The sequence below is a fragment of the Streptomyces sp. NPDC046727 genome (assembly GCF_040645635.1).
In the GTDB taxonomy this organism is placed as follows: domain Bacteria; phylum Actinomycetota; class Actinomycetes; order Streptomycetales; family Streptomycetaceae; genus Streptomyces.
Map to the genome: position 1 here is coordinate 50,847 of NZ_JBEYYR010000031.1, position 25,400 is coordinate 76,246.

17 protein-coding genes are annotated in these 25,400 nt (G+C 71.4%); 7 read left to right on the top strand and 10 right to left on the bottom strand.

From position 1 onward, the window contains the following. Window positions 1–34 precede the first annotated feature (34 nt). The 3 genes from ABZ937_RS30870 to ABZ937_RS30880 form a co-directional block, all read right to left on the bottom strand. Window positions 35–1,978, bottom strand: a complete 1,944-nt coding sequence (locus tag ABZ937_RS30870; protein WP_361696625.1) for a S53 family peptidase — start codon at window positions 1,976–1,978, stop codon at window positions 35–37. A 213-nt stretch (window positions 1,979–2,191) separates the two neighbouring features. Beyond that, window positions 2,192–2,824 (bottom strand): DUF305 domain-containing protein, encoded by a 633-nt coding sequence (locus ABZ937_RS30875; RefSeq protein WP_361696626.1) that lies wholly within the window; start codon window positions 2,822–2,824, stop codon window positions 2,192–2,194. Continuing rightward, window positions 2,821–3,507, bottom strand: a complete 687-nt coding sequence (locus ABZ937_RS30880) for a DUF3105 domain-containing protein (protein ID WP_361696628.1) — start codon at window positions 3,505–3,507, stop codon at window positions 2,821–2,823. The genes ABZ937_RS30875 and ABZ937_RS30880 overlap by 4 nt, the downstream gene beginning before the upstream one ends. A gap of 139 nt (window positions 3,508–3,646) precedes the next feature. Here ABZ937_RS30880 and ABZ937_RS30885 point away from each other — a divergent pair, with 139 nt between their 5' ends. Continuing rightward, window positions 3,647–4,099: an Rrf2 family transcriptional regulator gene (locus ABZ937_RS30885; protein WP_361696629.1), complete on the top strand. Its 453-nt coding sequence runs from the start codon at window positions 3,647–3,649 to the stop codon at window positions 4,097–4,099. Here ABZ937_RS30885 and ABZ937_RS30890 read toward each other — a convergent pair. After that, complete coding sequence (locus tag ABZ937_RS30890) at window positions 4,096–5,280, bottom strand: globin domain-containing protein (protein ID WP_361696630.1); 1,185 nt, start codon at window positions 5,278–5,280, stop codon at window positions 4,096–4,098. The genes ABZ937_RS30885 and ABZ937_RS30890 overlap by 4 nt on opposite strands. 309 nt (window positions 5,281–5,589) lie before the next feature. On the opposite strand from ABZ937_RS30890, the gene glnA reads away from it, so the two are divergent. Then, complete coding sequence (gene glnA, locus ABZ937_RS30895) at window positions 5,590–6,951, top strand: type I glutamate--ammonia ligase (protein ID WP_361696631.1); 1,362 nt, start codon at window positions 5,590–5,592, stop codon at window positions 6,949–6,951. Window positions 6,952–6,976: 25 nt separating this feature from the next. Here glnA and ABZ937_RS30900 read toward each other — a convergent pair whose 3' ends face one another. After that, the gene (locus ABZ937_RS30900) at window positions 6,977–9,319 is read right to left on the bottom strand and encodes an Orn/Lys/Arg decarboxylase N-terminal domain-containing protein (protein ID WP_361696632.1); all 2,343 of its coding nucleotides are present in this window, start codon (window positions 9,317–9,319) and stop codon (window positions 6,977–6,979) included. A gap of 239 nt (window positions 9,320–9,558) precedes the next feature. Here ABZ937_RS30900 and ABZ937_RS30905 point away from each other — a divergent pair, with 239 nt between their 5' ends. Then, window positions 9,559–13,017 (top strand): NACHT domain-containing protein, encoded by a 3,459-nt coding sequence (locus ABZ937_RS30905; RefSeq protein WP_361696633.1) that lies wholly within the window; start codon window positions 9,559–9,561, stop codon window positions 13,015–13,017. On the opposite strand, the gene ABZ937_RS30910 is transcribed toward ABZ937_RS30905, so the two are convergent. Genes ABZ937_RS30910 through ABZ937_RS30920 form a run of 3 tightly spaced genes read right to left on the bottom strand, consistent with a single transcriptional unit; the run spans window position 12,997 to window position 16,149 of the window. Further along, window positions 12,997–14,016: a TolB-like translocation protein gene (locus ABZ937_RS30910; RefSeq protein WP_361696634.1), complete on the bottom strand. Its 1,020-nt coding sequence runs from the start codon at window positions 14,014–14,016 to the stop codon at window positions 12,997–12,999. The two genes, ABZ937_RS30905 and ABZ937_RS30910, sit on opposite strands and share 21 nt — an antisense overlap. Continuing rightward, window positions 14,013–15,260 (bottom strand): MFS transporter, encoded by a 1,248-nt coding sequence (locus tag ABZ937_RS30915; protein ID WP_361696635.1) that lies wholly within the window; start codon window positions 15,258–15,260, stop codon window positions 14,013–14,015. Before ABZ937_RS30915 ends, ABZ937_RS30910 begins: the two co-directional genes overlap by 4 nt. A gap of 1 nt (window position 15,261) precedes the next feature. Then, window positions 15,262–16,149 (bottom strand): alkaline phosphatase family protein, encoded by an 888-nt coding sequence (locus ABZ937_RS30920; RefSeq protein ID WP_361696636.1) that lies wholly within the window; start codon window positions 16,147–16,149, stop codon window positions 15,262–15,264. Window positions 16,150–16,610: 461 nt separating this feature from the next. Here ABZ937_RS30920 and ABZ937_RS30925 point away from each other — a divergent pair, with 461 nt between their 5' ends. Then, window positions 16,611–19,631 carry a bifunctional [glutamine synthetase] adenylyltransferase/[glutamine synthetase]-adenylyl-L-tyrosine phosphorylase gene (locus ABZ937_RS30925; protein WP_361696637.1) on the top strand — a complete coding sequence of 1,007 codons (3,021 nt, stop codon included), beginning with the start codon at window positions 16,611–16,613 and terminating at the stop codon, window positions 19,629–19,631. On the opposite strand, the gene ABZ937_RS30930 is transcribed toward ABZ937_RS30925, so the two are convergent. Together ABZ937_RS30930 and ABZ937_RS30935 are read right to left on the bottom strand one after the other, a co-directional pair. Further along, on the bottom strand, window positions 19,613–20,473 hold the full coding sequence (locus tag ABZ937_RS30930) for a phosphatase PAP2 family protein (protein WP_361696638.1): 861 nt from the start codon (window positions 20,471–20,473) through the stop codon (window positions 19,613–19,615). The genes ABZ937_RS30925 and ABZ937_RS30930 overlap by 19 nt on opposite strands. Window positions 20,474–20,541: 68 nt before the next feature. Then, the gene (locus tag ABZ937_RS30935) at window positions 20,542–21,576 is read right to left on the bottom strand and encodes a LacI family DNA-binding transcriptional regulator (protein ID WP_361696639.1); all 1,035 of its coding nucleotides are present in this window, start codon (window positions 21,574–21,576) and stop codon (window positions 20,542–20,544) included. 378 nt (window positions 21,577–21,954) lie between these two features. On the opposite strand from ABZ937_RS30935, the gene ABZ937_RS30940 reads away from it, so the two are divergent. The 3 genes from ABZ937_RS30940 (at window position 21,955) to ABZ937_RS30950 (ending at window position 25,259) form a co-directional block, all read left to right on the top strand. Beyond that, window positions 21,955–23,223, top strand: a complete 1,269-nt coding sequence (locus tag ABZ937_RS30940) for an extracellular solute-binding protein (protein ID WP_361696640.1) — start codon at window positions 21,955–21,957, stop codon at window positions 23,221–23,223. A 106-nt stretch (window positions 23,224–23,329) separates the two neighbouring features. Continuing rightward, a complete protein-coding gene (locus ABZ937_RS30945; protein WP_361696641.1) occupies window positions 23,330–24,334 on the top strand; it encodes a sugar ABC transporter permease in 1,005 nt (334 codons plus the stop codon). Window positions 24,335–24,353: 19 nt separating this feature from the next. Beyond that, on the top strand, window positions 24,354–25,259 hold the full coding sequence (locus tag ABZ937_RS30950; protein ID WP_361696642.1) for an ABC transporter permease subunit: 906 nt from the start codon (window positions 24,354–24,356) through the stop codon (window positions 25,257–25,259). Window positions 25,260–25,400: the final 141 nt, after the last annotated feature.

A 25,400-nucleotide genomic window follows, 5' to 3' on the forward strand; every position in this document is an offset into this window, starting at 1 on the left:
CCCCACGCCCCTGCCGCTTCAGCGGATCAGCGACTCAACGCCGCCGGAACGACTCCACGTACCCGCCCGCAGGCGAACCCACGCCCGTCACGTCGTCGTAGCCCTTCACTGCAGACAGCGAGCTGTCCTTGCCGAGGCTGCGGACCGAGGTGGCGAGGCCGCCGGAGGCGTCCAGGCCGTTCACGAAGTCCACGCGGGCCACGGCCAGCCCGGACCCCGTCGGGTCGTCCGTGACGTCGTGGTAGACGCCCTTCTTGCCGTACTTGGCGTAGATCGACGGGTTGGCGAAGCCGATCGCCTTGCCGCCGCGCGCCTCCTGGCCGAGGGCCTGGACCGCCGCGATCACCGGGGCGGCCAGCGAGGTGCCGCCGATGCGGTACTCGCTGTACTGCTCCGAGCCGTCCGGGAAGGTCTGGGTCTGGCCGACCAGGAAGCCGGTGTTCGGGTCGGCGATGGCCGCGATGTCCGGGACGACGCGGTTGCCGGCGGCGTTGTTGGCCGTGGCCAGCGCCTTCGGGACGACGTTCTTCTGGTAGTACGGTTGCGGCACCGTCTTGCTGGTGCCGCCGCCCGCGCCCGAGGTGAACGTGCCGGGGAAGTTCGTCCAGCTCTTGCCGTCGGCCGACAGCGAGGCCTTCTGGGTGCCCCAGCCGGTCTCCCACAGGTACTTCTCGCCCTTGCCGACGGCCAGCGAGGTGCCGCCGACCGCGGTCACCCACGCCGAGTTGGCCGGGGTGTCGACCTGCTTGACCCCGGAGGCCGCGGCCTGGTCGCCGTCGTCGCCGGAGGAGAAGTAGAAGCCGATGCCCTGCACCGCGCCCAGCTGGAACACCTGGTCGTAGGCGGCGGCGAGGTCGGGCGTCTGGTTGGCCTCGACGTCGCCCCAGGAGTTGGAGACGATGTCGGCCAGGTGGTTGTCGACGATCTTGCTGAGCGAGTCCAGCAGGTCGTCGTCGTAGCAGGAGGACGCGCCCACGTAGGTGACGTCGGCGTTCGGGGCGACCGCGTGCACCGCCTCGACGTCGAGGGTCTCCTCGCCGTACCAGCCGGCCGCGCCGCACTCCTCGGTCTTGGTGTAGTTCTTCGGCAGCACCTGGTGCAGCTGGCCGGTCTTCCAGGCCGCGTCACCGTTCTTGAGGGCGTACGTGCCCGCGTCGTAGGCGATCGTCGGGGAGGCGTACGCGTCCGTGATCGCGATGCGGACACCGCGGCCGGTGTACGTGCCCGCGCCGTAGGCCGCGCGCAGCTGCTTGCCGGTGTAGCCCTTGACCGCGTACGGGATCTTCGAGCCGTACGCGTCCGGGAGCGTGGTCGCGATGTTCGAGCCGTAGTACGACGAGAACGGGCCCGAGTTCTTGAACACGGCGTCCGGCGGCGGCAGCTGGTCGTCGTGGTGCGCCTTGTGCGGGGCGCTGTCCAGGCCGGTGACCGTGAGGACCGCGCCCTTCAGGGCCGCCGGGACGGAGGCCGTGCGCGCCGGGGCGCGGTACGTCTTCGAGCCCTTGGCGAAGTTGTGCAGCTGCGTGCCGAACGCCTTCTCGGCGGCGGCCACGTCACCGGAGACGGCGACGTAGTGCGGGGTGACCTCGGTGACGGTCAGACCGGCCGACTTCAGCCAGGACGTGACCGCGGCCACCTGGGCCTTGGTGGCGCCGAAGCGCGCCTGCGCCTTCTTGGCGCTCAGGTACTTGCCGTACAGCGGCGAGCTGGGATCGGACACCGCCTTGGCGTAGGCGGCGAGTCCGGCCGCGTCCTTGCCGGCCAGGTAGACCCGGGCCTTGACCTTCGCGCTGTCCGGGGTCGCGCCCTTGTCCGCCTTGGCCGTGGCCCACAGCGGCTTGGTGCCCTTCAGTACGTCACGAGCGGGGCTGTCCGCAGCGTGTGCCGCGGGTATGCCCAGCGCCAGCGCGCCGGCGATCATGGGCAGTGTCGCTGCCATGCTCACACCGGCGCGCACGGTGGCGCGGTTGGATCTCATAGAACCCCCTGCGATGCGGTTCGCATGCACGTAGTGGTGGTCGGTACGTCGCGGATGCGCGCGCCGGCCCGCGGCGGTGTCGGCCGGCGAGTGGATCACACGATGGGGGCCACTCTGTCGATGAACCGTTCATGCCAGGGGAACGTAAAAGTCAAGAGAAGCTCAAGTAACCGCCGCATAGGGCGATTTGGCGGCTTCGTCCTTACGGCGGTGTTACGAACGGGGTTGCGCGCCCCGCTCCTTGAGCATCCCGGCCATCAGCTCGATCTCCGACTGCTGCGCGTCGACCATGCCCTGCGCGAGCCGCTTCTCCACGCCGACGGTGCACTTGGCGACACAGCCCTCGGCCATGTGGATGCCGCCCTTGTGGTGGTCCGTCATGAGCTGGAGGTAGAAGACCTCGGCCTGCTTGCCGCTCAGCGTCTGGAGCTTCTTCAGGTCGGTGTTCGTGGCCATCCCCGGCATCAGCGCGCCGTCCTTGCCGGAGGCCATCCCGCCCATGCCCATCCAGGTCATCGGCGGCTCGGCCGACACCTTCGGCAGCCCCCACAGGTCCAGCCAGCCCAGCAGCATCCCGCGCTGGTTGGCCTGGGTCTGCGCGATGTCGTACGCGAGCCGCCGCACCTCCTCGTCCTTCGTGCGGTCCCGCACGATGTACGACATCTCGACGGCCTGCTGGTGATGGACGGCCATGTCCCGCGCGAAGCCGGCGTCGGCCGACTCCGCGCCCGGCGTCTTCGTCTCCGCCGAGCCGGTTTCCTCGGCGACCGCGTAGGTGATCGCGCCGCCCGCGACGAGCACCGCCGCCGCGGCCCCGGCGACCCAGCCGATGTGCTGCCGCCTCACTTCATGACCCCGCCGGTGCACGAGGCGCCCGGCTCGGGCGTCTGCTGCCCCTGCACGTAGGTGGCGAAGAACTTGTCCACTTCCGGGTCCTTCGCGCTCTTCACCGCCACCTGGTGCCCCCACGCCGAAAGGATCAGCGGGGCGTCCTGGTTCTCGTACGGGCTCATCAGCGAGTACGGGGTCTTCTTCACCTTCGCCGCGAGCGCGTCGACGTCGGACTTCTTGGCCTTGCCGGTGTACGTCACCCAGACCGCGCCGTGCTCCAGTGCGTGCACGGCGTTCTCGTCCTGCACCGGCTCGGTGTAGACGTCGCCGTTGCAGTTCAGCCAGACCGGGTTGTGGTTGCCGCCGACCGGCGGGTGCATCGGGTACGACACCTTGGTCGTCACGTGCGTCCGGGACAGCTTGCCGGACCAGGTCTTCACGCCGTCCTTGCCGGTGGTGAAGCCCCCGGAGTCCCCGGAGTTCTTCGCGTCACCGCTCGCGATCGTGTCGTTCTTGTTGGATTTGTCCGACTGTGAGTTCACCAGGACCACACCGCCGACGACGAGACCGGCGACGACCACCACACTGGCGGCGATGGTGAGGACCCGGTTACGGCGCTCCCGGGCACGCTCGGCGCGCCGCATCTCCTCGATGCGCGCCTTGCGCGCCGCGGTGCTGCTGTTCTTGCCGGAACCCATGAGGCGTGTCCTTCTGGAGGGGAAAGGGGCGTGGACGGTGGCGCTCGCTGATCGTAATGCGCGAGGGGGGCACTTCCGTAGGTAGGGCACAGTCCGCGGATAATTTGAAGCCAGGATGCGCATTACCTACCCTCGCGGTATGCGGCTGCTGCGCTCCACCGACCTGGCCCTGCGCGTCCTGATGCGACTCGCGGTCGCCGCCGGCACCACGCCCACGACCCGCCAGGTCGCCGCCGACATGGACGTGCCCTACACGCACGCCGCGAAGGTCGTCGCCGAACTCCAGCATCTGGGCCTGGTCGACGCCCGCCGCGGCCGGGGCGGGGGCCTGGCGCTCACGGAGCGGGGGCGTACGGCGTCGGTGGGCGCGGTCGTGCGGACCTTCGAGGGCGACGGGGACGTGGTCGAGTGCGAGGGCGCGACCCCCTGCCCGCTGAACTCCGGGTGCCGGCTCCGCGGGGCCCTGCGCCGGGCCCAGGAGGCGTTCTTCGCCGCGCTGGACCCGGTCACGCTCTCCGAGATCGTGGCCGACCCGACCGGCCCGCTGCTGCTGGGCATCGCGCGGAGGCCGGCAGGAGAGGGCCGAGGCTAACCCTGGGCCAGCCACAGGTCCGGGCCGAACACCTCGTAGTGGATGTCCGCCGGGGCCGCGCCCTTCTCGATCAGCTGGGCGCGGACCGCGCGCATGAAGGGCAGCGGGCCGCACAGGTACGCGCGCGTGCCGGGGTGGACGGCGGTGTCCGCCAGGTCGACCAGGCCGGTCCGGGTGCCGGGCTCGGCGTCGCGCTCGTAGAAGAAGTGCACGGAGGCGCCGGGCAGCTTGCCGGCGTAGGCAGTGTGGTCGGTGCGCAGGGCGTGGTCGGCGGGGGAGCGGTCGCCGTGGACGACGGTGACCGGGGCACGGTGGCCGCCGGCCGCGAGGTCGGCCAGCATCGCGATCATCGGGGTCACGCCGATGCCGGCCGAGGCGAGCAGCAGGGGGGTGTCCGGCTCGCCGGAGAGGACGAGGTCGCCGTACGGCTCGGACAGCTCCAGGACGTCGCCGGGGCGCACGCGCGCGTGGAGGTGGTTCGAGACCTCGCCGTCGGGCGTCGCGTCGCCCTGTACGCGCTTGACGCTGATCTGGCGCACCGCCTCGCCGGGGGCTCCGGTCAGGCTGTACTGCCGTATCTGCCGGGCGCCGTCGGGCAGGGTGACGCCGACCGAGACGTACTGACCGGCGCGGAAGGCGGCCACCGGGCCCCCGTCGGCCGGCCGCAGCCGGAAGGTGACGACGTCCGGGGTCTCCTCGATGCGCTCCTCGACCCGGAAGTCGCGCGGGCCCGGGCCGCCGCTCTCCTCGTACAGCCGCTTCTCGATCGCGATGAGCGCGTTCGCCATCAGCCAGTACACCTCGTCCCAGGCGGCGGCCACCTCGGGCGTGACGGCCTCGCCGAGGACCTCGGCGATGGCGGCGAAGAGGTGCTCGTGGACGACGTCGTACTGCTCGGGGGCCACGCCGAGGGAGGCGTGCTTGTGGGCGATGCGGGCGAGCATCGCGTCCGGCCGCTGGTCCGGGTGGTCCAGCAGGTGCGTGGCGAAGGCGGCGATCGAGCCGGCGAGGGCCTGCCTCTGGGTGCCGGCCGCCTGGTTGCCGCGGTTGAAGAGGTTGCGGAGCAGGTCGGGGTGGGCGGTGAAGAGGCGCGTGTAGAAGCGCTCGGTGATCTCGCCGATGGCCGCTCCGACGGCGGGCAGGGTGGCGCGGACGGTGGCTGCGGACTGCTCGGTCAGCATCGGGACTCCTCGGAGGACTCGGGCTGATCGGCACGCTATGGAAACTTGCATCTGAGATGCAAATTTCAACGGGGGTGGTGTCGGTCACGGCGGAAGCGGATCGGCCATTACGGATGTCGGTGCGAGCAGGCAAGATGGGCGAGAGCGCAGTACACCTGCCGTACGAGAGGCGTTCAGGGCGAAGACGCTCGGGCGATCACGGTCCGCAACGCGCGTGAAATGGTGTTGTGGTGGGATGCTCAGGTGCCCGACCGCCTCCCGCGGTGCCAGGGACAGGCGGCCTGACCAGCAAGGATGGGGAAGCGGAAGATGGACAAGCAGCAGGAGTTCGTGCTCCGGACCTTGGAGGAGCGCGACATCCGGTTCGTACGCCTGTGGTTCACGGACGTGCTGGGCTTCCTCAAGTCCGTCGCCGTGGCCCCCGCCGAGCTGGAGCAGGCCTTCGACGAGGGCATCGGCTTCGACGGCTCCGCCATCGAGGGCTTCGCCCGGGTCTACGAGTCCGACATGATCGCCAAGCCGGACCCGTCCACCTTCCAGGTGCTGCCGTGGCGCGCGGAGACCCCCGGCACGGCCCGCATGTTCTGCGACATCCTCATGCCGGACGGCTCCCCGTCCTTCGCGGACCCGCGCTACGTGCTCAAGCGCGCCCTGGCCCGCACCTCCGACCTGGGCTTCACCTTCTACACCCACCCCGAGATCGAGTTCTTCCTGCTGAAGGACCGCCCGCTGGACGGCTCCCGCCCCACCCCCGCCGACAACTCGGGCTACTTCGACCACACCCCGACCAACGTCGGCATGGACTTCCGCCGCCAGGCGATCACCATGCTGGAGTCCATGGGCATCTCGGTGGAGTTCTCCCACCACGAGGGCGCCCCCGGCCAGCAGGAGATCGACCTGCGCTACGCCGACGCGCTCTCCACGGCCGACAACATCATGACGTTCCGCCTGGTCATGAAGCAGGTGGCCCTGGAGCAGGGCGTCCAGGCGACCTTCATGCCGAAGCCTTTCTCCGAGCACCCCGGCTCCGGCATGCACACGCACCTCTCCCTCTTCGAGGGCGACCGGAACGCGTTCTACGAGTCCGGCGCCGAGTACCAGCTCTCCAAGGTCGGCCGCTCCTTCATCGCGGGCCTGCTCAAGCACGCCGCCGAGATCTCCGCGGTCACCAACCAGTGGGTGAACTCCTACAAGCGCATCTGGGGCGGCTCCGAGCGCACGGCGGGCGCCGGCGGCGAGGCCCCCTCCTACATCTGCTGGGGCCACAACAACCGCAGCGCCCTGGTCCGCGTCCCGATGTACAAGCCCGGCAAGACCGGCTCGGCCCGCGTCGAGGTCCGCTCCCTGGACTCCGGCGCCAACCCGTACCTGGCCTACGCCCTCCTCCTGGCGGCGGGCCTGAAGGGCATCGAGGAGGGTTACGAACTCCCGCCGGGCGCCGAGGACGACGTCTGGGCCCTCTCCGACGCCGAGCGCCGCGCGATGGGCATCGAACCCCTCCCGCAGAACCTCGGCGAGGCCCTCACCCTCATGGAACGCAGCGACCTGGTCGCCGACACCCTCGGCGAACACGTCTTCGACTTCTTCCTGCGCAACAAGCGCGCGGAGTGGCACGAGTACCGCAGCGAGGTCACGGCGTTCGAGCTGCGGAAGAACCTGCCGGTGCTGTAAACGCAGGTCGGAGCGGGCTTCCGGGTCACTCCCGGCGCAGGCACTCGATCCCGTAGTCCCCGCTGTCCTCGTCGATCGTCACGCCGTGGGTCTCGCTGCGGAAGCCCGGGAAGCGGCGGTCGAAGGTCTCCAGGGCGGTGAGGTAGCGCAGGAGGGGGCCGTCGGGCGTGCCGGTGGACTCGCCCGGCATGAGGACCGGGATGCCGGGCGGGGTGACCGTGACCATCGCCGCCGCCACCCGGTGCGCCGCGTCGGCGATCCGAACGCGCTCCGTGCCGCCCCGCACCAGACGCTGATAGCAGTGCTGGGGCGGGTGCACCGGCTCCGGAAGCTGCTGGAACGCCGTGTCCAGCAGCTCCACCAGGCGCGCCGAGCGCAGCTGGTCGTGCATCTCCCGGCACAGCTGGCGCAGGGTGAGGCCGGAGTAGCGGCGCGGGTGCGCGGCGACCGCCTCCGGGAGGACACGGTCGAGCGGGGCGTCGGCGTCGTACAGGGCCTTGAAGTCCATCAGGGCGTCCAGCAGCGTGCCCCACTTGCCCTTCGTGATGCCCATGGAGAACAGGATCAGCGTGGTGTAGCTGTCCGTCTTCTCGACCACGATGTTCCGGGTGGCCAGATAAGCGGTCAGGACGCGCGCGGGGATGCCCTCCTCGGCCATCTCGCCGGTGGCGGTGACGCCGGGGCAGGTCAGCGTGACCTTGACCGGGTCCAGCATGCAGTGCCCCTCGGTCAGCCCCGGGAAGCCGTGCCAGGCGGCGCCCGGCTCCAGCAGCCAGCAGGACTGCTCGGTGCGCAGCAGCTCCGGCGGGGCGTCCTCGAAGGGCAGCCGTTCGCCCGTCGCCGGGTCGGTGACCTCCTCCGGCTGCCAGACGCCGAAGAACCACGGCGGCCGGTCCCCGGCGCTCGCCACCCGCCGCGCCAGCCGCACCATCTCCTGCCGGAAGCGGATCGCCTCGGTCACCGCCTCGTCCAGCAGCCACTCGCCCTGCGGTCCGTCCATCATCGCGGTCGCCACGTCCAGCGAGGCGATCATCGGGTACAGCGGTGACGTGGTGCCGTGCATCATCAGTGCCTCGTTGAACCGGTCGTGCTCCACCGGCGCACGCGGCGCGGGCCGCACATGCACCATCGCCGACTGGGACAGCGCGGCCAGCAGCTTGTGCGTGGACTGGGTCGCGAACACCGTCGGCCGGTCCGGGCCGGGGAAGGCGTCCGCGTCCACCGACATGCCGTACCGGCCCCGGTACAGCGGATGGAAGCGGGCGTACGCGAACCACGCCTCGTCGAAGTGCACCCGGGGCGTGCTGGCCGCGAGCGCCCGCGCGGCCGGCACTGCGGCGTAACACAGGCCGTCGTACGTGGAGTTGGTGAACACGGCGTACTGCGGATCGCGCGAGACGGCGCCCTCGGCGAGCGGGTGCGCGGCGATCCGGGCCGCGATCGAGTCCGCCGCCAGCTCGGCCGGCGGCAGCGGCCCGGCGAGGCCGTACCCGTTGCGCGTGGGCACCAGATAGACCGGCCGGGCGCCGGAGACGACCAGCCCGTGCAGCACCGACTTGTGGCAGTTGCGGTCCACCAGGGCCAGCTCGTCACGGGTGACGCTGAAGTGACCCACCAGCCGGTTGCAGGTGGAGTCGCCGTGCAGCACGAAGTAGGTCAGGTCGGCGCCGAAGACCCGGGCCGCGTTGCGCTCCGCCTCCCCGATCGGACCGGTGTGCTCGAACAGCGAGCCCAGCTCCTCCACCGAGATCGACAGGTCGGACCGCAGCAGCCGCTCGCCGAAGTAGTCGTGGAAGGCGCGCCCCGCGGGCGACTTGAGGAAGGCGACGCCACCGGAGTGGGCCGGGGTGTGCCAGGAGTACTCGTGGGCGTCGTCGAAGCGGCGCAGCGCCCGGAAGAACGGCGGCAGCACGTCCTCCCGGTAGGCGCGGGCGGCGCTGGTGATCCGGCCCGCGATGAACCCCGGGGTGTCCTCCAGCGGCCACACGTACCCGACGACCGTCTCCGACACCCACAGTGGCAGCTCCCGCACCCCCTCCTCGGCCATGACCAGGAACACCGGCAGATCCCGGAACCGCCGCCCGATCCGCCGCAGCACGGCCGCCCCACCGGAACCCCCGTCGGCGAGCGCGGCCCCGGGACCGTCCTTGGCGGTCCACCCGTCCCCGGGCAGCTCCCAGGCGACCAGCGCCGCGGCCAGCCCCGCCTCGGTCCGCAGCACTGCGTCCGCGTCCCCGGCGCTGACCGCCCAGCGCACCCCGAAGCCGTCCGCCTCCACCGCGTCCCGGATCTTCCGCAACTGCTCGGCCCCGGCGCCCTCGGCGCGCGGATGCTCCGGTACCGCGACCAGGATCCTGCTGTCGGCCATCCCGCACCCTCGCCTTCCCGGCGACCCTCCGGCCGCCGCCCCGGAAAGTCTCGGCGCGTCCCCCCACAGCCCCGGCAGCCCGGGACGGCGAATCACCGTGATGACGGAAACCCGGAACCCCGGCTTGACCCGAACCCTGGCCTGACCCGAATCCCGGCTTGGCCCGAACAGGCCCCCGCCCCGGTCGACACGCCTTACGATCACTGTGACGAGGGGCAGTTGCGAAGAGAAGGGCACCTGTGGAACCCGCGACCATCGGCATCCGCCTCGCCTCGGCCGTCATCGGCCCGCTGATCAAGAAGCTGTTCGTCACCGAGGGTCCCGGCGCGGGCCTGGTCGACAAACCGATCCGGATCTCCGGGTACGTCTCCTTCACGGGAGAGAAACGCAGCCTCACCGCGTCCGACCTCCGTGGCCTGGCCGCCAAGCTGGTCGAGCAGGCCCTGCGCACCGGCGAACCGGCGGTCGCCGGCGACGAGCGGCAGGCCGTCATCGAGGCCCTCTCCCTCACCCTGCACGCTCTCGGTGACCTCACCCTCACCGACCTCGACGCCGTCCGCCTCGGCCACGAGGCCTTCGCCCGTGAGCTACGGCGCGCCGCCCGCCACCCCGAGCGTGAACTGTCCACGGACGCCGCCCACTTCTACGAGCGCCTGCTCGACTCGGCGTGCCTGCACATCCTGCACTTCTTCACCCAGCGCTCGACCTTCGTCGCCCACACGCTGGTCGAGCAGACGCGTGCGCTGGACTCCCTCACCGCCAAGGTGGACGAGCTGATCCGGCGCAACCCGCTGCCCGGTGGCGAGGACGCCGCCTTCGAGCGGGACTACCTGGCGTACGTGGCCAAGAAGCACGGCAAGCTCACGATCTACGGCATCGACCTCAACCACACGCCGAGGCGATGGCCGCTGGACGTCGCGTACCTCAGTCTGGAGGCGACGCCGTCGGAGCCGTCTCTGTCGGCGGCGGCCGAGTGGATCAAGGAGGTCGCCGGGCTCGTCGACTCCGACGTGACGCCCGGAACGCTCCTGGCTCTCCACCCGTCGGCCCACCGCACGTACGCCGACCGGGTGAGCGGTCGCGGCGAAGAATGGGCGCTGCGTGCGGCACTGGGCCACCTGTTGAAGACCGACAGGACGCAACAGCTGCTGGTCACGAACTCGTACCCCGGCGCCGTGACCGCCGTCGAGCTGCTCAGGAGCCTCCCCGACCGTCTGCCGTCCGAAGCCCATGGCCACCGGCCCGCCGACCAGGCACTGGCCGACAGCCCCCGCATTCTGCTGCGCGGCGAGGCCGGCTCGGGCAAGAGCACCCTCGTGCAGTGGCTCGCCGTCACGGCCGCCCGGCAGGACGTCCCCGAGCACACGGCGTATCTCCAGGACCGCATACCGTTCGTGCTGCCGCTGCGCACCCTCACCCGGCACGGTGAGGCGCTGCCCGCGCCGAAGGACTTCCTGAGCGCCGTCGGCTGCCCGCTGGCCGGCAGCCAGCCCGCCGGATGGGAGAACCGGGTCCTCGCCGCGGGCCGGGGCCTGATCCTTGTCGACGGCATCGACGAGGTCCCCGACGCCGAGCGCGAGCGCACCCGCACATGGCTGCGGGACCTGGTCGAGACCTACGACGGTGGCAACCGCTGGCTGGTCACCTCCCGTCCGCCCGCCGTGGCCGAGAACTGGCTCGCCGAGGACGACTTCACGGAGCTGACGCTGTCCCCGATGAGCCCCGCCGACATCGCCACCTTCGTCAGACGGTGGCACCGGGCGGCACGCACCGGCACCGACGACGCCGGCCTCGACCGGTACGAGCAGCAGCTCCTCACGGCCGTCCGTACCAAGCCGGACCTCGGGCGGCTGGCCACCAACCCCCTGATGTGCGGGCTGATCTGTGCCCTGCACCGCGACCGGCACGGCTATCTCCCGCAGGGCCGCAAGGACCTCTACGAGGCCGCGCTGTCCATGCTGCTGAGCCGCCGTGACCGCGAGCGCGACATGGCCGTCCCAGACCTGCGGGAGGAACCGCAGCTGGATCTGTTGCAACGGCTCGCCTACTGGCTCATCAAGAACGGCCGCACGGAGATGGACCGGTCGCGCGCCGAGACCATCATCGGCCGGGCCCTGCCGGCGGTCCCCGAAGCGGCGGCCCTCGGAGACGCGCCGGCCGTCTTCGGCTACTTCCTCAACCGCAGCGGCCTGCTGCGCGAACCGGCCCCGGACACCGTGGACTTCATCCACCGCACCTTCCAGGACTTCCTGGGCGCACGGGCCGCCGTGGAGGAAGGCGACTTCGGCCTGCTCGCCGGCCACGCCGCCGACGACCAGTGGGAGGACGTCATCGGCATGGCGGTGGCACTGGGCCGCCCCCGCGAACGGGAGACGATCTTCCGGGCCCTGCTGGCTCTCGGTGACACGACCCCCGACAAACGGACCCAGGCGCGCGTCTATCTCCTCGCGGCCGCCTGCCTGGAGCACGCCACCTCCCTCGCGCCGTCCGTCAGAGAGGCCGTGGAGCGGCGCACCGCCACGCTCATCCCGCCGGAGAGCCCGGAGGAGGCCCGCGCCCTGGCAGAGGTCGGCCCGCTGATCCTCGGCCTGCTGCCCGGCCCGGAGAAGCTGGACGACCTGGCCGCCTTCCATGTGGTCGTCGCCGCGTCCCACGTGAAGTCCGACGCCGCCCTGCCCTTCCTGGCCCGGTTCGCCGCCCACCCCTACCATCCGGTCCGTGCCCAGCTCATGTGGGCCTGGTCGCGCTTCGACTGCACCCAGTACGCCGACGAGATCATCACGCGCCTCGACCCGGCCGGGCTCGACTACACGATCCAGTCCGACGCACAGCTGCGCGAGCTGGACCGCCTGGGCCTCCGGCCGGACCGCCTGGACCTCCGCAACGGCGTCTCCATGGAAGCCGTCACCGCGTACACCTCCCGCAACAGGCTCACCGAACTGACCCTGGCCAACGCCTCCGCACGCGATCTGGGGTTCCTGGCCGGGCAGACCGGCCTGAACCTGCTCATCATCGACGACTGCCCGGCGCTGGCGGACATCTCCGCGCTCGCCGGACTCCCGCTGGAACTCCTCGTCCTGACGTGCCCCGGCCCCGATGCCGACCTGAGCCCGCTCGCACAGCTGCCCCGACTGGGGCATCTGACGCTGCGCGGCCGTCCGGGCAGCTCATGGTCCCCGGAGGACCTTCCCGCGCACGCCTCGCTGCACAGCCTGTGGCTGGAGGGCGAGATGAGGCCCGAGCACGGCCTGCGGGGTCTGGCCGGTGTCCACACCCTGCGCTCGCTCCACCTCAACTCCGCGTCCAACCCGGCCTCGGCCGAGGACTGGGAGGAGCTGAGCCGCATGCCCGGCCTGGCCGACATCAAGCTCAACGCCTCCTGGCTGGAGACACTGCCGTCGGCCACGGTCCTGGCGGACGTCACCTCGCTCGTCCTGGTCGGTGGCGGCGGCGACCGGACCCTCCAGGCGGCGGTGCACCTCCTGCCCCGGGCGTTTCCCGGCATGACCGACTGCACGCTCACGGGGGACATGAGCGCGGAAGGAGACATCGACATCGCACCGCTCGCGGCTCTGCCCGGGCTGCGCGTGGTCCGCGTCACGGTCGGCGATGACCGCATCCGGGGCGCCGCCGAGCTGCCCCCGTCGGTGATGCTGATCACGTCCGAGCACCGGACCTCACGGCAGATAGGCCGGTGAGACCGCGGACGCGGCGATCAGGCGCGCCCGCCCCGACCCGTCCGCCGGGACCTCGTACAGATCGGCGCCGTAGTCCCCGGGCAGCGCGTACACGAGTGTGTGGGTGTCCTTCCACACCGCCTGGTCGTCCACGCTCCGCGACCCGGCGAGCGGGGTCTCCCGCAGCGTGCGCAGGTCCAGGACGTACAGGCGCCAGGGCGCGTCCTTCGACAGGCCCTCGACCCGCTTCTTGTAGGCGACCCGGGTGCCGTCCGGGGACAGGGACGGGCACTCCACGTTGGTGTGCAGGGTCGTGACCGTGCGGTCGCGCAGGTCGCCGCGGACCAGGTAGGTCCGCCCCTTCGTGGCGAGCGTCGCGTAGAACGTGCGGTCGTCGTCCGCGAACGTCACGCCCCAGAAGTTGACGTCCGCGGCCCGGTACGGACGCCCGTCCCGCACGATCCGGAAGGCCTCCAGCGACGGGATCAGCGCACCGCTGCGCGTGTCCACGATCGCCGTGCGCGTGGAGAAGTCCGTCCCGGCGTACGAGTCACCGCCCACGAACGCCGTCCACGCGGCGAAGTGCCCGGTGGGGGAGACCCGCGCCCGGGAAGGGATGCCCGGCACGTCGTAGCGGTCGACGGTCCGCAGACGCGCGTCCAGGATCACCGCGCGGTAGGTGTCCGAGACCGGCCCGTGCACGGCCTGCAGGCACACTCCGGTGCCCGAAGCGGCGTGGAACCGCAGGCACTTGAGTCCTGAGGCGGTACGCGGGCCCGACGGATCGCCGGCCGGTACGGACGTCAGCTCGTCCCGGTGCGGCCCCCACGCCATGTTCCGGAAGACCAGCCGCCCGGACCCGGTCAGCGTCACCTTCCCCGACGTGACGCGCGGCCCGCCCGCCTGCTCGTGGTCACGCCGGTCCGCCCGCGCGGACGCGTGCAGCACGGAGGCGAGCCCGACCGCCGCCAGCACGGCGACGGCCGAGACCAGGATCAGCACTCGATTGCGTACGGTCATGCGGGCACCGTCCTTTTCGGGCGCAGGGTGAGGGAGAACGCGGCACACGCGGCCAGCGCCACCGCCGCCCCCGCGAGCGCCGCCCGGTCGCCCCACACCGTCCAGGCCGCGCCGAACAGCAGCGAGCAGGCGAACCGCGTCAGCGCCTGCCCGGTCTGTACGACGGCCAGCCCCGACGAACGCAGCGTCTGAGGCACGCTGTCCGAGGCGGCGGCCATCAGCACCCCGTCGGTGGCCGCGTAGAAGCCGCCGTGCAGGGCGAGCACGAGGTACGGCAGGCCCGGACCGTGCCACGAGGTGAGCAGCAGGACGTACACGGCGAGCAGCGCGCCGTGACCGGCCAGGAAGACGGCCCAGCGGCCCACCCGGTCCGCGAGCCGGCCGAGCGGCACCGCCAGCAGCAGGAACGCGGCGGCCGTCCCCAGGGGCAGCAGCGCGAACCAGCGGTCGGGCACGCCCAGCCGGCGCTGGAGCAGCAGGTAGACGAAGGAGTCGCTGACCGTGGCCAGGCCCAGCAGCAACGCGCAGACGGTGATCCGGCGCAGGTCACGGCCGCGCAGCAGGGTGAGAGCCGCACGGACCGTCGGCCGCTCGTCCCGCACCGCGTCACGCCGCCCGCCCGGCACGAACAGGACCAGCACCAGGACGCCCAGCACCGCGACACAGAAGCTGACGGTGAACACCGCGTCGTACCCGTCCACGGTGGCCCGCAGGATCAGGAACGCCACCAGCGGCCCGAGCAGCGCCCCGGCCGTGTCCATCGCCCGGTGCACCCCGAACGCCCGCCCCCGCGTCTCGGGCGTGCTCGACAGGGAGATCAGCGCGTCGCGCGGAGCCGTCCGCAGCCCCTTCCCCGTCCGGTCGACGGCGAGCACGACCCCGATCGGCGTCAGCGAGTGGGCCGCCAGCAGCAGCGGCTTGCACACGGCCGAGATGCCGTACCCCAGCCCGGCCACCCACTTGTGCCGCCCGCCGCCCCGGTCGGCGAAGTGCCCGCCCACGAGGCGTACGAGCGCCGAGAACCCGTTGTAGATCCCGTCCAGCAGTCCGAAGCCCAGCGGGGACAGGCCCAGCCCGGTCACCAGGTACAGCGGCAGCACCGCCGTCACCATCTCCGACGACACGTCGGTGACCAGGCTCACCGTCCCCAGCGCGAGCACCGTGGGCGCGACCGCGGCACGGCGCCGCCCGGCACGAGGCCGGACGGCACCATGAGCGGACGCACGGCTGTCCGCTACGTACACGTCAGGACGCCCAGACGCCGGTGATGTCCTTGGCGGAGGCCGCGTTGCCCGCGTGCGTCGTCAGACCCTGGGTGTCCTCCAGGGTGCGCAGCAGGTCGTAGTGGTTGTACGTGGTCGAGGAGCTGGACCCGGCGGTCACGGGCTGCCCGTAGAGCACCGTCGGAATCCGGTTCCCGCTCAGCCGGTTGTCCTCGTCGAAGGTGACGACGAGCAGGCTGTTGTGGGTCTTGGCCCAGGTCGCGTAGGCGCCCAGGTTGTTCTTCAGCCAGGTGTCACCGGTGGACACCGAGCAGTCGTGCATGTCGCTGCACAGGTTCGGCACGACGAACGAGAGCTGCGGCAGCGTCGTGTAGTCGGTCGGGAACTGCGCGAACGTCTTGGCACTCGACGTCGGCACATTGCTGAACCCGAACCACGGATTGTGCTTCCGGGCATAGTTCCCGCTGCTGCACGTGGTCGACCCCTGACTCGGCAGCGACTCGTTGTAGCTGGCCCAGCTGCGCCCGGCGGCGATCAGCTCGGAGGCGAGGTTGGGCGCCGACGAGAAGCCCGGGGTGTAGCAGCTGTCGTCGGTGATGCCCTGCGTCGAGCCGGAGAACATCGCGAAGTAGTTCGGCTGGCTCGGATGGGTCTCGGCGTACGACTGGGTGAGATTGGCACCTCCCGTCTTCAGCGAGTTGATGTACGGCGCGCTGGAGGAACCGATGACCTGGCTGTAGGCATGGTTCTCGAAGACCACGACGACGACGTGGTCCGGGCTGGGGACGGCGCCCGCGGCGTGCGCGGACCCCTCGCCGAGCCCGGTCCACAGCCCGACGGCGGCTGCGGCGAGGGCCGCCGCGGACGCCACGACGGCGCGGGCACGGCGATACACGGAACTGCCGGACACATCAACCTCCGGGTAAGGATGGACGGCTGGCGGTGCGGACAGAGCATGCACACGCCAACATTCCCCGGCCCCACGCCGGCCAACCTCACGGGTGAAGAGGCGATGAACGAACGGAGCAGCCGCGTACGGCGGGAAGGGGACGTGCCGGGCGGTGTCCGCCCGCAGCGGCCGGCGCGAACTCCGGCAACGCACCGCGGACAGGGCGCCGGACCGAGGACGGACACTGCCCGGCGCGGCACCGACTCCACAACGCACCGCAGGCGCAAGGCGCCCACGCACCGCAAGGCGCCCACGCACCGCAAGGCGCCCACGGACCGCAACGCACCCACACACCGCAACGCACCCACCCAAGCCACCCCCCCCCGCCCAAGCCACCCCCACCCAAGCCATCACCCCCACTCCCGCCCCCTCCGGTTAGGCTCTGGCCAGGACGACTGAAGATCCGAGGGGAGGCCGCGGAGATGACGCCGGGGCGCAGGAGCAGTACCTTCACCCGTCTGCTGCGACACGGCTTCACGGACCCCTCCGCGGCCGAGCGTCTCCTGGACGGCCCCGAGCTGGGCCCCGTCCGCGACGACCCGGTCCTCCTGGAGGCCCTGGGTGCCACCGCCGACCCCGACCTCGCCCTGCACGGCCTGGTCCGCCTCCTGGAGGCCCAGCCCGACCCCACCGCCCACCGCGCCCTGCTGGACACCCTCATCGCGGCCAAGCCCCTGCGCGACCGCCTCCTGGGCGTCCTCGGCGCCTCCGCCGCCCTCACCGACCACCTGGCCCGCCACCCCAGCGACTGGCAGGCCCTGGTCATGTACGAGCCGGAGGACCTCCACCCGGGCGTCACGGAGTTCGAACGCGGCCTGGCCGACGCCGCCGACCCGGTCGGCCTCCGCGTCGCCTACCGCCGCTGCCTGCTCTCCATCGCCGCCCGCGACGTCTGCGGCACCACGGACGTCGCCCAGACGGCCGCGGAACTCGCCGACCTGGCCACCGCCACCCTCCGCACGGCCCTGGCCCTGGCCGAACGCGCCGCACCCGAGGACACCGCCGCCTGCCGTCTCGCGGTGATCGCCATGGGCAAGTGCGGCGGCCACGAGCTGAACTACGTCTCGGACGTGGACGTGATCTTCGTGGCGGAGCCGGCCGGCGGCACCCCCGAACCCCAGGCCCTCAGATCCGCGACGAAACTCGCCTCACACCTGATGCGGATCTGCTCCGAGACGACGGTCGAGGGCTCCATCTGGCCCGTGGACGCCAACCTCCGCCCCGAGGGCCGCAACGGCCCCCTCGTCCGCACCCTCAGCAGCCACCTCGCCTACTACCAACGCTGGGCGAAGACCTGGGAGTTCCAGGCCCTCCTCAAGGCCCGCCCGGTGGCCGGGGACGCGGACCTCGGCCGGGCGTACGTCGACGCGCTGGAACCCATGGTCTGGACGGCGGCGGAGCGGGAGAACTTCGTGGCGGACGTCCAGAAGATGCGCCGCCGCGTGGTCGAGAACATCCCCGCGTCCGAGATCGACCGCGAACTCAAACTGGGCCCGGGCGGCCTGCGCGACGTGGAGTTCGCCGTCCAGCTCCTCCAGTTGGTGCACGGCCGTACCGACCCCGCCCTCCGCAGCGGCACCACCCTGGACGCCCTGCAGGCCCTCGCCGCCGGCGGCTACGTCGGCCGCGAGGACGCCGCCCGCCTGGACGAGGCGTACCGCTTCCTGCGCTCCATGGAGCACCGCATCCAGCTGTACCGGCTGCGCCGCACCCACCTCGTCCCGGTGGCGGAGGCGGACCAGCGGCGCCTCGGCCGCTCCCTGGGCCTGCGCACCGACCCGGTCGCGGAGCTGAACCGCGAGTGGCGCCGGCACACCGGCGTCGTCCGCAGGCTGCACGAGAAGCTCTTCTACCGTCCGCTGCTCGACGCGGTCGCCCAGCTCGCCCCCGGCGAGGCCCGGCTCAGCGCCGAGGCGGCCCGCGAACGCCTGGAGGCCCTCGGCTACGCCGACCCGGCCGCCGCCCTGCGCCACCTGGAGGCCCTGGCCTCCGGCGTGACCCGCAAGGCGGCGATCCAGCGCACCCTCCTGCCGGTCCTGCTCGGCTGGTTCGCCGACTCCGCCGACCCGGACGCCGGCCTGCTGAACTTCCGCAAGGTCTCCGACGCGCTCGGCAAGACCCCGTGGTACCTGCGCCTGCTGCGCGACGAGGGCGCAGCCGCGGAGAACCTGGCCCGGGTCCTGTCGGCGGGCCGCCTCGCGCCCGACCTGCTCATGCGCGCCCCCGAGGCGGTGGCCCTCCTCGGCGACGGCACCGGCGCGGGCCCGGCCGCCGAGGGCGGTGGCCTGGCCCCCCGCGACCGCGCCCAGCTGGAGCAGGAGATCCTTGCGGCCGTGGGCCGCGCGGAGAACGCCGCGCAGGGCGTCACCGCGGCCCGCGGCGTCCGCCGCCGCGAGCTGTTCCGTACCGCCGCCGGCGACATCGTCGGCTCCTACGGCACCGAGACCAGCCCCGCCGAGGCCGATCAGGGCGCCCTGGTGGACCGGGTCGGCGCGGCCGTCTCCGACCTCACCGCCGCCACCCTCGCCGGCACCCTGCGCGCGGTCGTCCGGGACGGCTGGGGCGACACCCTGCCCACCCGGTTCGCGATCATCGGGATGGGCCGTTTCGGCGGCCACGAGCTGGGCTACGGCTCCGACGCCGACGTGCTGTTCGTCCACGAACCCCAGGACGGTGTGGACGAGCACGAGGCGTCCGCCGCCGCGGGCAAGGTCGTCGCCGAGATGCGCCGGCTGCTCCAGCTGCCCAGCGCCGACCCGCCGCTGCTCATCGACGCCGGCCTGCGCCCGGAGGGCAAGTCGGGCCCGCTGGTGCGCACCCTGAAGTCGTACGAGGCGTACTACCGCCGCTGGTCCCTGGTCTGGGAGTCCCAGGCGCTGCTGCGGGCCGAGCCGTTCGCGGGCGACGAGGACCTGGGCCGGCGCTTCATGGAACTGATCGACCCGCTGCGCTACCCCCGGCAGGGCCTCACGGACGACGCCGTCCGGGAGATCCGCCGCCTGAAGGCCCGTATGGAGTCCGAGCGGCTGCCGCGCGGCGCCGATCCCAAGCTGCACACCAAGCTCGGCCCGGGCGGCCTGTCCGACGTCGAGTGGACCGTCCAGCTGCTCCAGCTGCGCCACGCCCACCGCGAGGGCGGCCTGCGCACCACCCGCACCCGCCAGGCCCTGGCCGCCGCCCGGGAGGCCGGGCTGCTGTCCGCCGTGGACGCGGAGATCCTGGACGAGGCGTGGGTGCTGGCCACCCGGGTGCGCAACGCCGTCATGCTGGTCCGCGGCCGGGCCGGGGACACCTTCCCCACCGAGCCTCGCGAGCTGGCCGCCGTCGGCCGCTACCTGGGCTACGGCGCCGGGCACGCCGGCGACATGCTGGACGCGTACCGCCGGACCACCCGCCGGGCGCGCACGGTGGTGGAGGAGCTGTTCTACGGCGACAGGGCCTGAGCCGGCGCGGGGGCCCGGGCCGGCACCACCCTCGGCAGCCGGTACGGCAGGCTGCCGTACCAGACCCGGGCCACCGTGAACCCGAAGGACAGGCAGAGCACTCCGCCCACCGCGTCCAGCCAGAAGTGGTTGGCCGTGGCAACGATCACCAGCAGGGTGGCCGTCGGATACAGCAGCCCCAGCACCCGCACCCAGGGCACCGACGCCAGCGCGAAGATCGTCACCCCGCACCACAGCGACCAGCCGATGTGCATCGACGGCATCGCCGCGTACTGGTTCGACATGTGCTTGAGGTCGCCGGAGGCCATCGAACCCCAGGTGTGGTGCACCATCACGGTGTCCACGAAATGCCCCCCGCGCATCAGCCGGGGCGGGGCGAGCGGGAACAGGTAGTAGCCGACCAGGGCCACGCCCGTGGTCGCGAACAGCACCAGCCGGGTCGCCGCGTACCGGCCGGGATGCCACCGGTACAGCCACACCAGCACACCGAGCGTGATGACGAAGTGCAGGGTGGCGTAGTAGTAGTTCATCCCGACGATGAGCCAAGGCACCGAGTTCACGGCGTGGTTGACCGACTGCTCCACGGCGACGCCCAGCCCGTGCTCGACGCGCCAGATCCAGTCCGCGTTCCGCAGCGCCTTGCCCCGCTGCTCCGGCACGGCGTTGCGGATCAGTGAGTACGTCCAGTAACTCACCGCGATCAGAAGGATCTCGAACCACAGCCGAGGCCGGCGCGGGCGTCGCAGCCGGTCCAGAGGACCCCCTCTGCCCTCGCCCGTGTCGGTCCGCGGAACGGCCACCTCCTCGCGACCTTCCGGCTCTGTCACGGTCGAGTCACTCATAGGCACAGAGTCTGCCAGAAAAGGCTTCCTCGGCCGATCATCCCAAGGTTGGGTCCGCAGCGCACCTTCTACGACGTACGGAGGACATGCGGTGCCGAAGCGGTCGAACCACGCACCACCAGCTCCGGCATGAACACGAACTCACTGTGCGGCGCCGGTGTCCCGCCGATCTCCTCCAGCAGCGTGCGCACCGCCGCCTGCCCCATCGCCGGGACCGGCTTGCGGACCGTGGTCAGCGGCGGGTCGGTGAAGGCGATCAGCGGGGAGTCGTCGAAGCCGACCACCGACACGTGCCGGGGCACCTCAAGACCCCGCTGCCGGGCCGCCCGTATCGCACCCAGCGCCATCATGTCGCTGGCGCAGACCACCGCCGTGCAGTCCCGCTCGATCAGCGCCGTCGCCGCCGCCTGACCGCCCTCCAGCGTATACAGCGAGTGCTGGATCAGCTCGGTCTCGACGGTCTCGGCGGGGAGCCCCAGCTGGTCCTGCATCGCCCGGACGAAACCCTCGATCTTGCGCTGCACGGGCACGAACCGCTTGGGCCCGAGCGCGAGCCCTATCCGGGTGTGCCCCAGCGACACCAGATGCGTCACCGCGAGCGTCATCGCGGCCCGGTCGTCGGGGGAGATGAACGGCGCCTGCACCTTCGGCGAGAACCCGTCCACGAGCACGAACGGCACGCCCTGCGCCCGCAGCCGCTCGTAGCGCTGCATGTCGGCGGTGGTGTCCGCGTGCAGCCCGGAGACGTAGATGATCCCGGCGACCCCGCGGTCCACCAGCATCTCGGTCAGCTCGTCCTCGGTGGACCCGCCCGGGGTCTGCGTGGCGAGCACCGGCGTGTAGCCCTGGCGGGTCAGCGCCTGGCCGATGACCTGGGCCAGGGCCGGGAATATCGGGTTCTCCAGCTCCGGCGTGATCAGGCCCACCAGGCCCTCGCTGCGCTGCCGCAGCCGCACCGGGCGCTCGTAGCCGAGCACGTCCAGCGCGGCGAGCACGGACTGACGGGTGGTGGCGGCGACGCCCGGCTTCCCGTTGAGGACCCGGCTGACGGTCGCTTCGCTCACCCCCGCCTGCGCAGCGATGTCGGCAAGCCGTGTGGTCACGGCACCGGACTGTACCGGTCGTATGTCCCCTTGCACACCGGCCGGACGCCGGGCGCGGGCGGGCGCACGGCCTGCCGTGGGTTGCTGCGTCATCGCGCTCCCTCGGAATCATGGTGGCAAGAGCTTGCAGAGTCTTGCACAAGTGTCGTCCTCGCCGCTCAGCGCCTTCACCACTGGGTTGCGTCGCGGTCGAGGCCCGGTCACGGCCGGGTAACCATCGTGTCCTCTTGCACTTTTTTTCTGCAAGGTCTTTCGCAACGCTTACATCGCTGTTACGTTCCCAGTCGCCCGGCCGCGGCAACGGCGCAGTCGGCAAGTCGCAGGGGCGGACCTGCTCCGCCCCCTGTACCACTCGGGCTTAACCCTCAAGGAGAACTCATGCGGCGTGGCATAGCGGCCTCCGCGCTGGTGGCGTCCCTCGCCCTGACGGCGACGGCGTGCGGCGGGAGCGACAGCGGGAAGTCGGACGGCCCGGTCACCATCACCTGGTGGGACACCTCCAACGCCACCAATGAGGCGCCGACGTACAAGGCCCTGGTCAAGCAGTTCGAGGCCGCCAACAAGAACATCAAGGTCAAGTACGTCAACGTGCCCTTCGACCAGGCGCAGAACAAGTTCGACACCGCGGCCGGCGCCACGGGCGCGCCCGACGTGCTGCGCTCCGAGGTCGGCTGGACCCCCGCCTTCGCCAAGAAGAGCTTCTTCCTGCCGCTGGACGGCACCGAGGCCCTCGCCGACCAGGGCAAGTTCGAGCCGAACCTGATCAAGCAGGCCCAGTACGAGGGCAAGACCTACGGCGTCCCGCTGGTCACCGACACCCTCGCGCTGGTCTACAACAAGGCCCTGTTCAAGAAGGCCGGCATCACCGAGGCCCCCAAGACCTGGGACGAGCTGAAGGCCGACGCCGCCAAGATCAAGGACAAGGCCAAGGTCGACGGCTACTGGGGCTCCACCCAGGCCTACTACGCCCAGACCTTCCTCTACGGCGAGGGCGCCGACACCGTCGACGTCGCCGCCAAGAAGATCACCGTCAACTCGGCCGCCGCCAAGAAGGGCTACGGCACCTGGCTGAGCCTGTTCTCCGGCAAGGGCCTGCACAAGGCCGACGCCACCGCCGACGCCTACGCCCACATCCAGGACGCGTTCGTCAACGGCAAGGTCGCCGCGATCATCCAGGGCCCCTGGGAGATCACGAACTTCTACAAGGGCAGCGCCTTCAAGGACAAGTCCAACCTCGGCATCGCCACCGTCCCGGCCGGCTCCGCCGGCAAGGCGGGCGCCCCGACCGGCGGCCATAACCTCTCGGTCTACGCCGGCTCGGACAAGGCCCACCAGGAAGCGGCCCTGAAGTTCGTGAAGTTCATGACCTCGGCGCAGTCCCAGGAGACCATCGCCGAGAAGAACTCCACCCTGCCCACCCGCTCCGACGCCTACACCGCCAAGGTCAAGGCCGACCCCGGCATCGCCGGCTACCAGGGCGTCCTCGCCGCCGCCCAGCCCCGCCCGGCGCTCGCCGAGTACAGCTCCCTGTGGGGTCCGCTCGACACCGAGCTGCCTAAGGTCGCCAGCGGCAAGGAGTCGCTGGACAAGGGCCTGAGCAACGCCGAGCTGGCCATCTCCAAGCTCGTGCAGGACTTCAGCAAGTGAGCCCGCGTGGCCGTCGGATCCTCCCGGTATGAGAAGGGGGGGAAGGATCCGGCGGCCACCGCCCTGTGCCCAGCCCAACTCCTTGAACCATTGAAGGTGTCGAACCATGACAGTCGCCATCGACCGCGCGACCCGCAAGCGCCGCGGTGACCGCGCGCCTCGGCCCGGGCTGGGGCAGCGCATCAGGAACGGCTTCCAGAAATACTGGTACGCCTACGCGATGATCGCCCCGGTGGTCGTCGTGCTCGGCGTCCTCGTGGGCTACCCGCTCGCCCGGGGCTTGTACCTCACCCTCACCGACGCCAACAGCCTCAACTCGGCGCGCACGATCGGCGTCAACCACATCGACGCCACCTACAAGTTCATCGGCCTCGACAACTACCAGGACATCCTGTTCGGCCCGACGGCGTACGACCGGTTCTGGTCGCACTTCCTGTGGACCGTGTTCTGGACGGCCGCCTGTGTGGCCCTGCACTACACCATCGGCCTCGGCCTCGCCCTCATGCTCAACCAGAAGCTGCGCGGCCGTACCGTCTACCGGCTGCTGCTCGTCCTGCCCTGGGCCGTGCCGACCTTCGTCACCGTCTTCTCCTGGCGGATCATGCTCGCCGACTCCGGCGTGCTCAACCAGATCCTCGGCGCGCTCCACCTGCCCCAGCCCGAGTGGCTGGAGGACACCTTCTGGCAGCGGTTCGCCGCGATCATGGTCAACACCTGGTGCGGTGTGCCGTTCATGATGCTGTCCCTGCTCGGCGGCCTGCAGTCGATCGACTCCTCCCTCTACGAGGCCGCCGAGATGGACGGCGCGACCGCCTGGCAGCGCTTCCGGCACGTCACCCTGCCCGGTCTGCGCTCGGTCAGCTCCACCGTCGTCCTGCTCGGCATCATCTGGACGTTCAACCAGTTCGTCATCATCTTCCTGCTGTTCGGCAAGAACTCCGCCCCGGACGCCCAGATCCTCGTCACCTGGGCCTACGCACTGGGCTTCGGCCAGCAGCCGCGCGACTTCGCCCAGTCCGCCGCCTACGGCGTGCTGCTGCTGTCGATCCTCACCGTCTTCACCTCCTTCTACTTCCGCTGGCTGAAGCGCAATGACCAGCTCGCCGTCTGACGCCGCAGGAGCCGCCGCCATGAGCACCACCACCCTGGACAAGACCGAGACCGCCCCGGCCCCCGCACCCGCGCCCCGGCGCCGCGTCCGCCGGCGCGGCGAGCGCGGCCCGGCGGGCGCCGCCCTGCTGCACGGCGGCCTCGTCGTGGCGAGCCTCATCGCCCTGGCCCCGGTGGCCTGGCTGTTCTACCTGTCCCTCGGCCCGGACAAGGAGGACTACCTGCACCCGGCCCGGATCGCGGGCAGGGCGACGTTCTCCAACTACAGCTTCGTGCTGCAGCACACCGGCTTCTTCGACTGGTTCAAGTCGACGATGATCGTGGCCCTCGGTACCACCGTCATCGGTGTCCTCGTCGCCGCCACCACCGGCTACGCGGTCTCCCGCATGCGCTTCCCCGGCTACAAGCAGCTGATGTGGGTCCTGCTGCTCACGCAGGCCTTCCCGATCGCCATCCTGATCGTGCCGATGTACGAGATCTTCAGCGAACTCGGCCTCATCGACACCTACTGGTCGCTGATCCTCATCAACTCCACCACCGCCGTGCCGTACAGCGCCTGGCTGCTCAAGGGCTACTTCGACACCATCCCCTTCGAGATCGACGAGGCCGGACGCGTGGACGGGCTCACCCCCTTCGGCACCTTCTTCCGGCTCATCCTCCCGCTGGCCCGCCCGGGCCTGGCCGTGGCCGCCTTCTACACCTTCATCACCGCCGTCGGCGAGGTCGCCTTCGCGACCACCTTCCTGCTGGACGACTCCAAGTACACCTTCGCCGTCGGCCTGCAGACCTTCGTCAGCGAGCACGACGCCCAGTGGAACTACATGGCCGCCACCGCGGTGCTGATCGCGATACCCGTGACCGTCTTCTTCTACCTCGTCCAGAAGAACCTCGTCACCGGCCTCACCGCCGGCGGCACCAAGGGCTGACGCCCACCGGAGAGACTCCCGCGCCTCACCGCGCGGGTAGGCGGGCCGCGGTGTCCATCCGACCCCGCAATCACCGCGGCCCGCCTCGCAAGAAGCCCCCGGCCTGCCGCGCACCCACGCCATGACCCGAAATCCCTTACG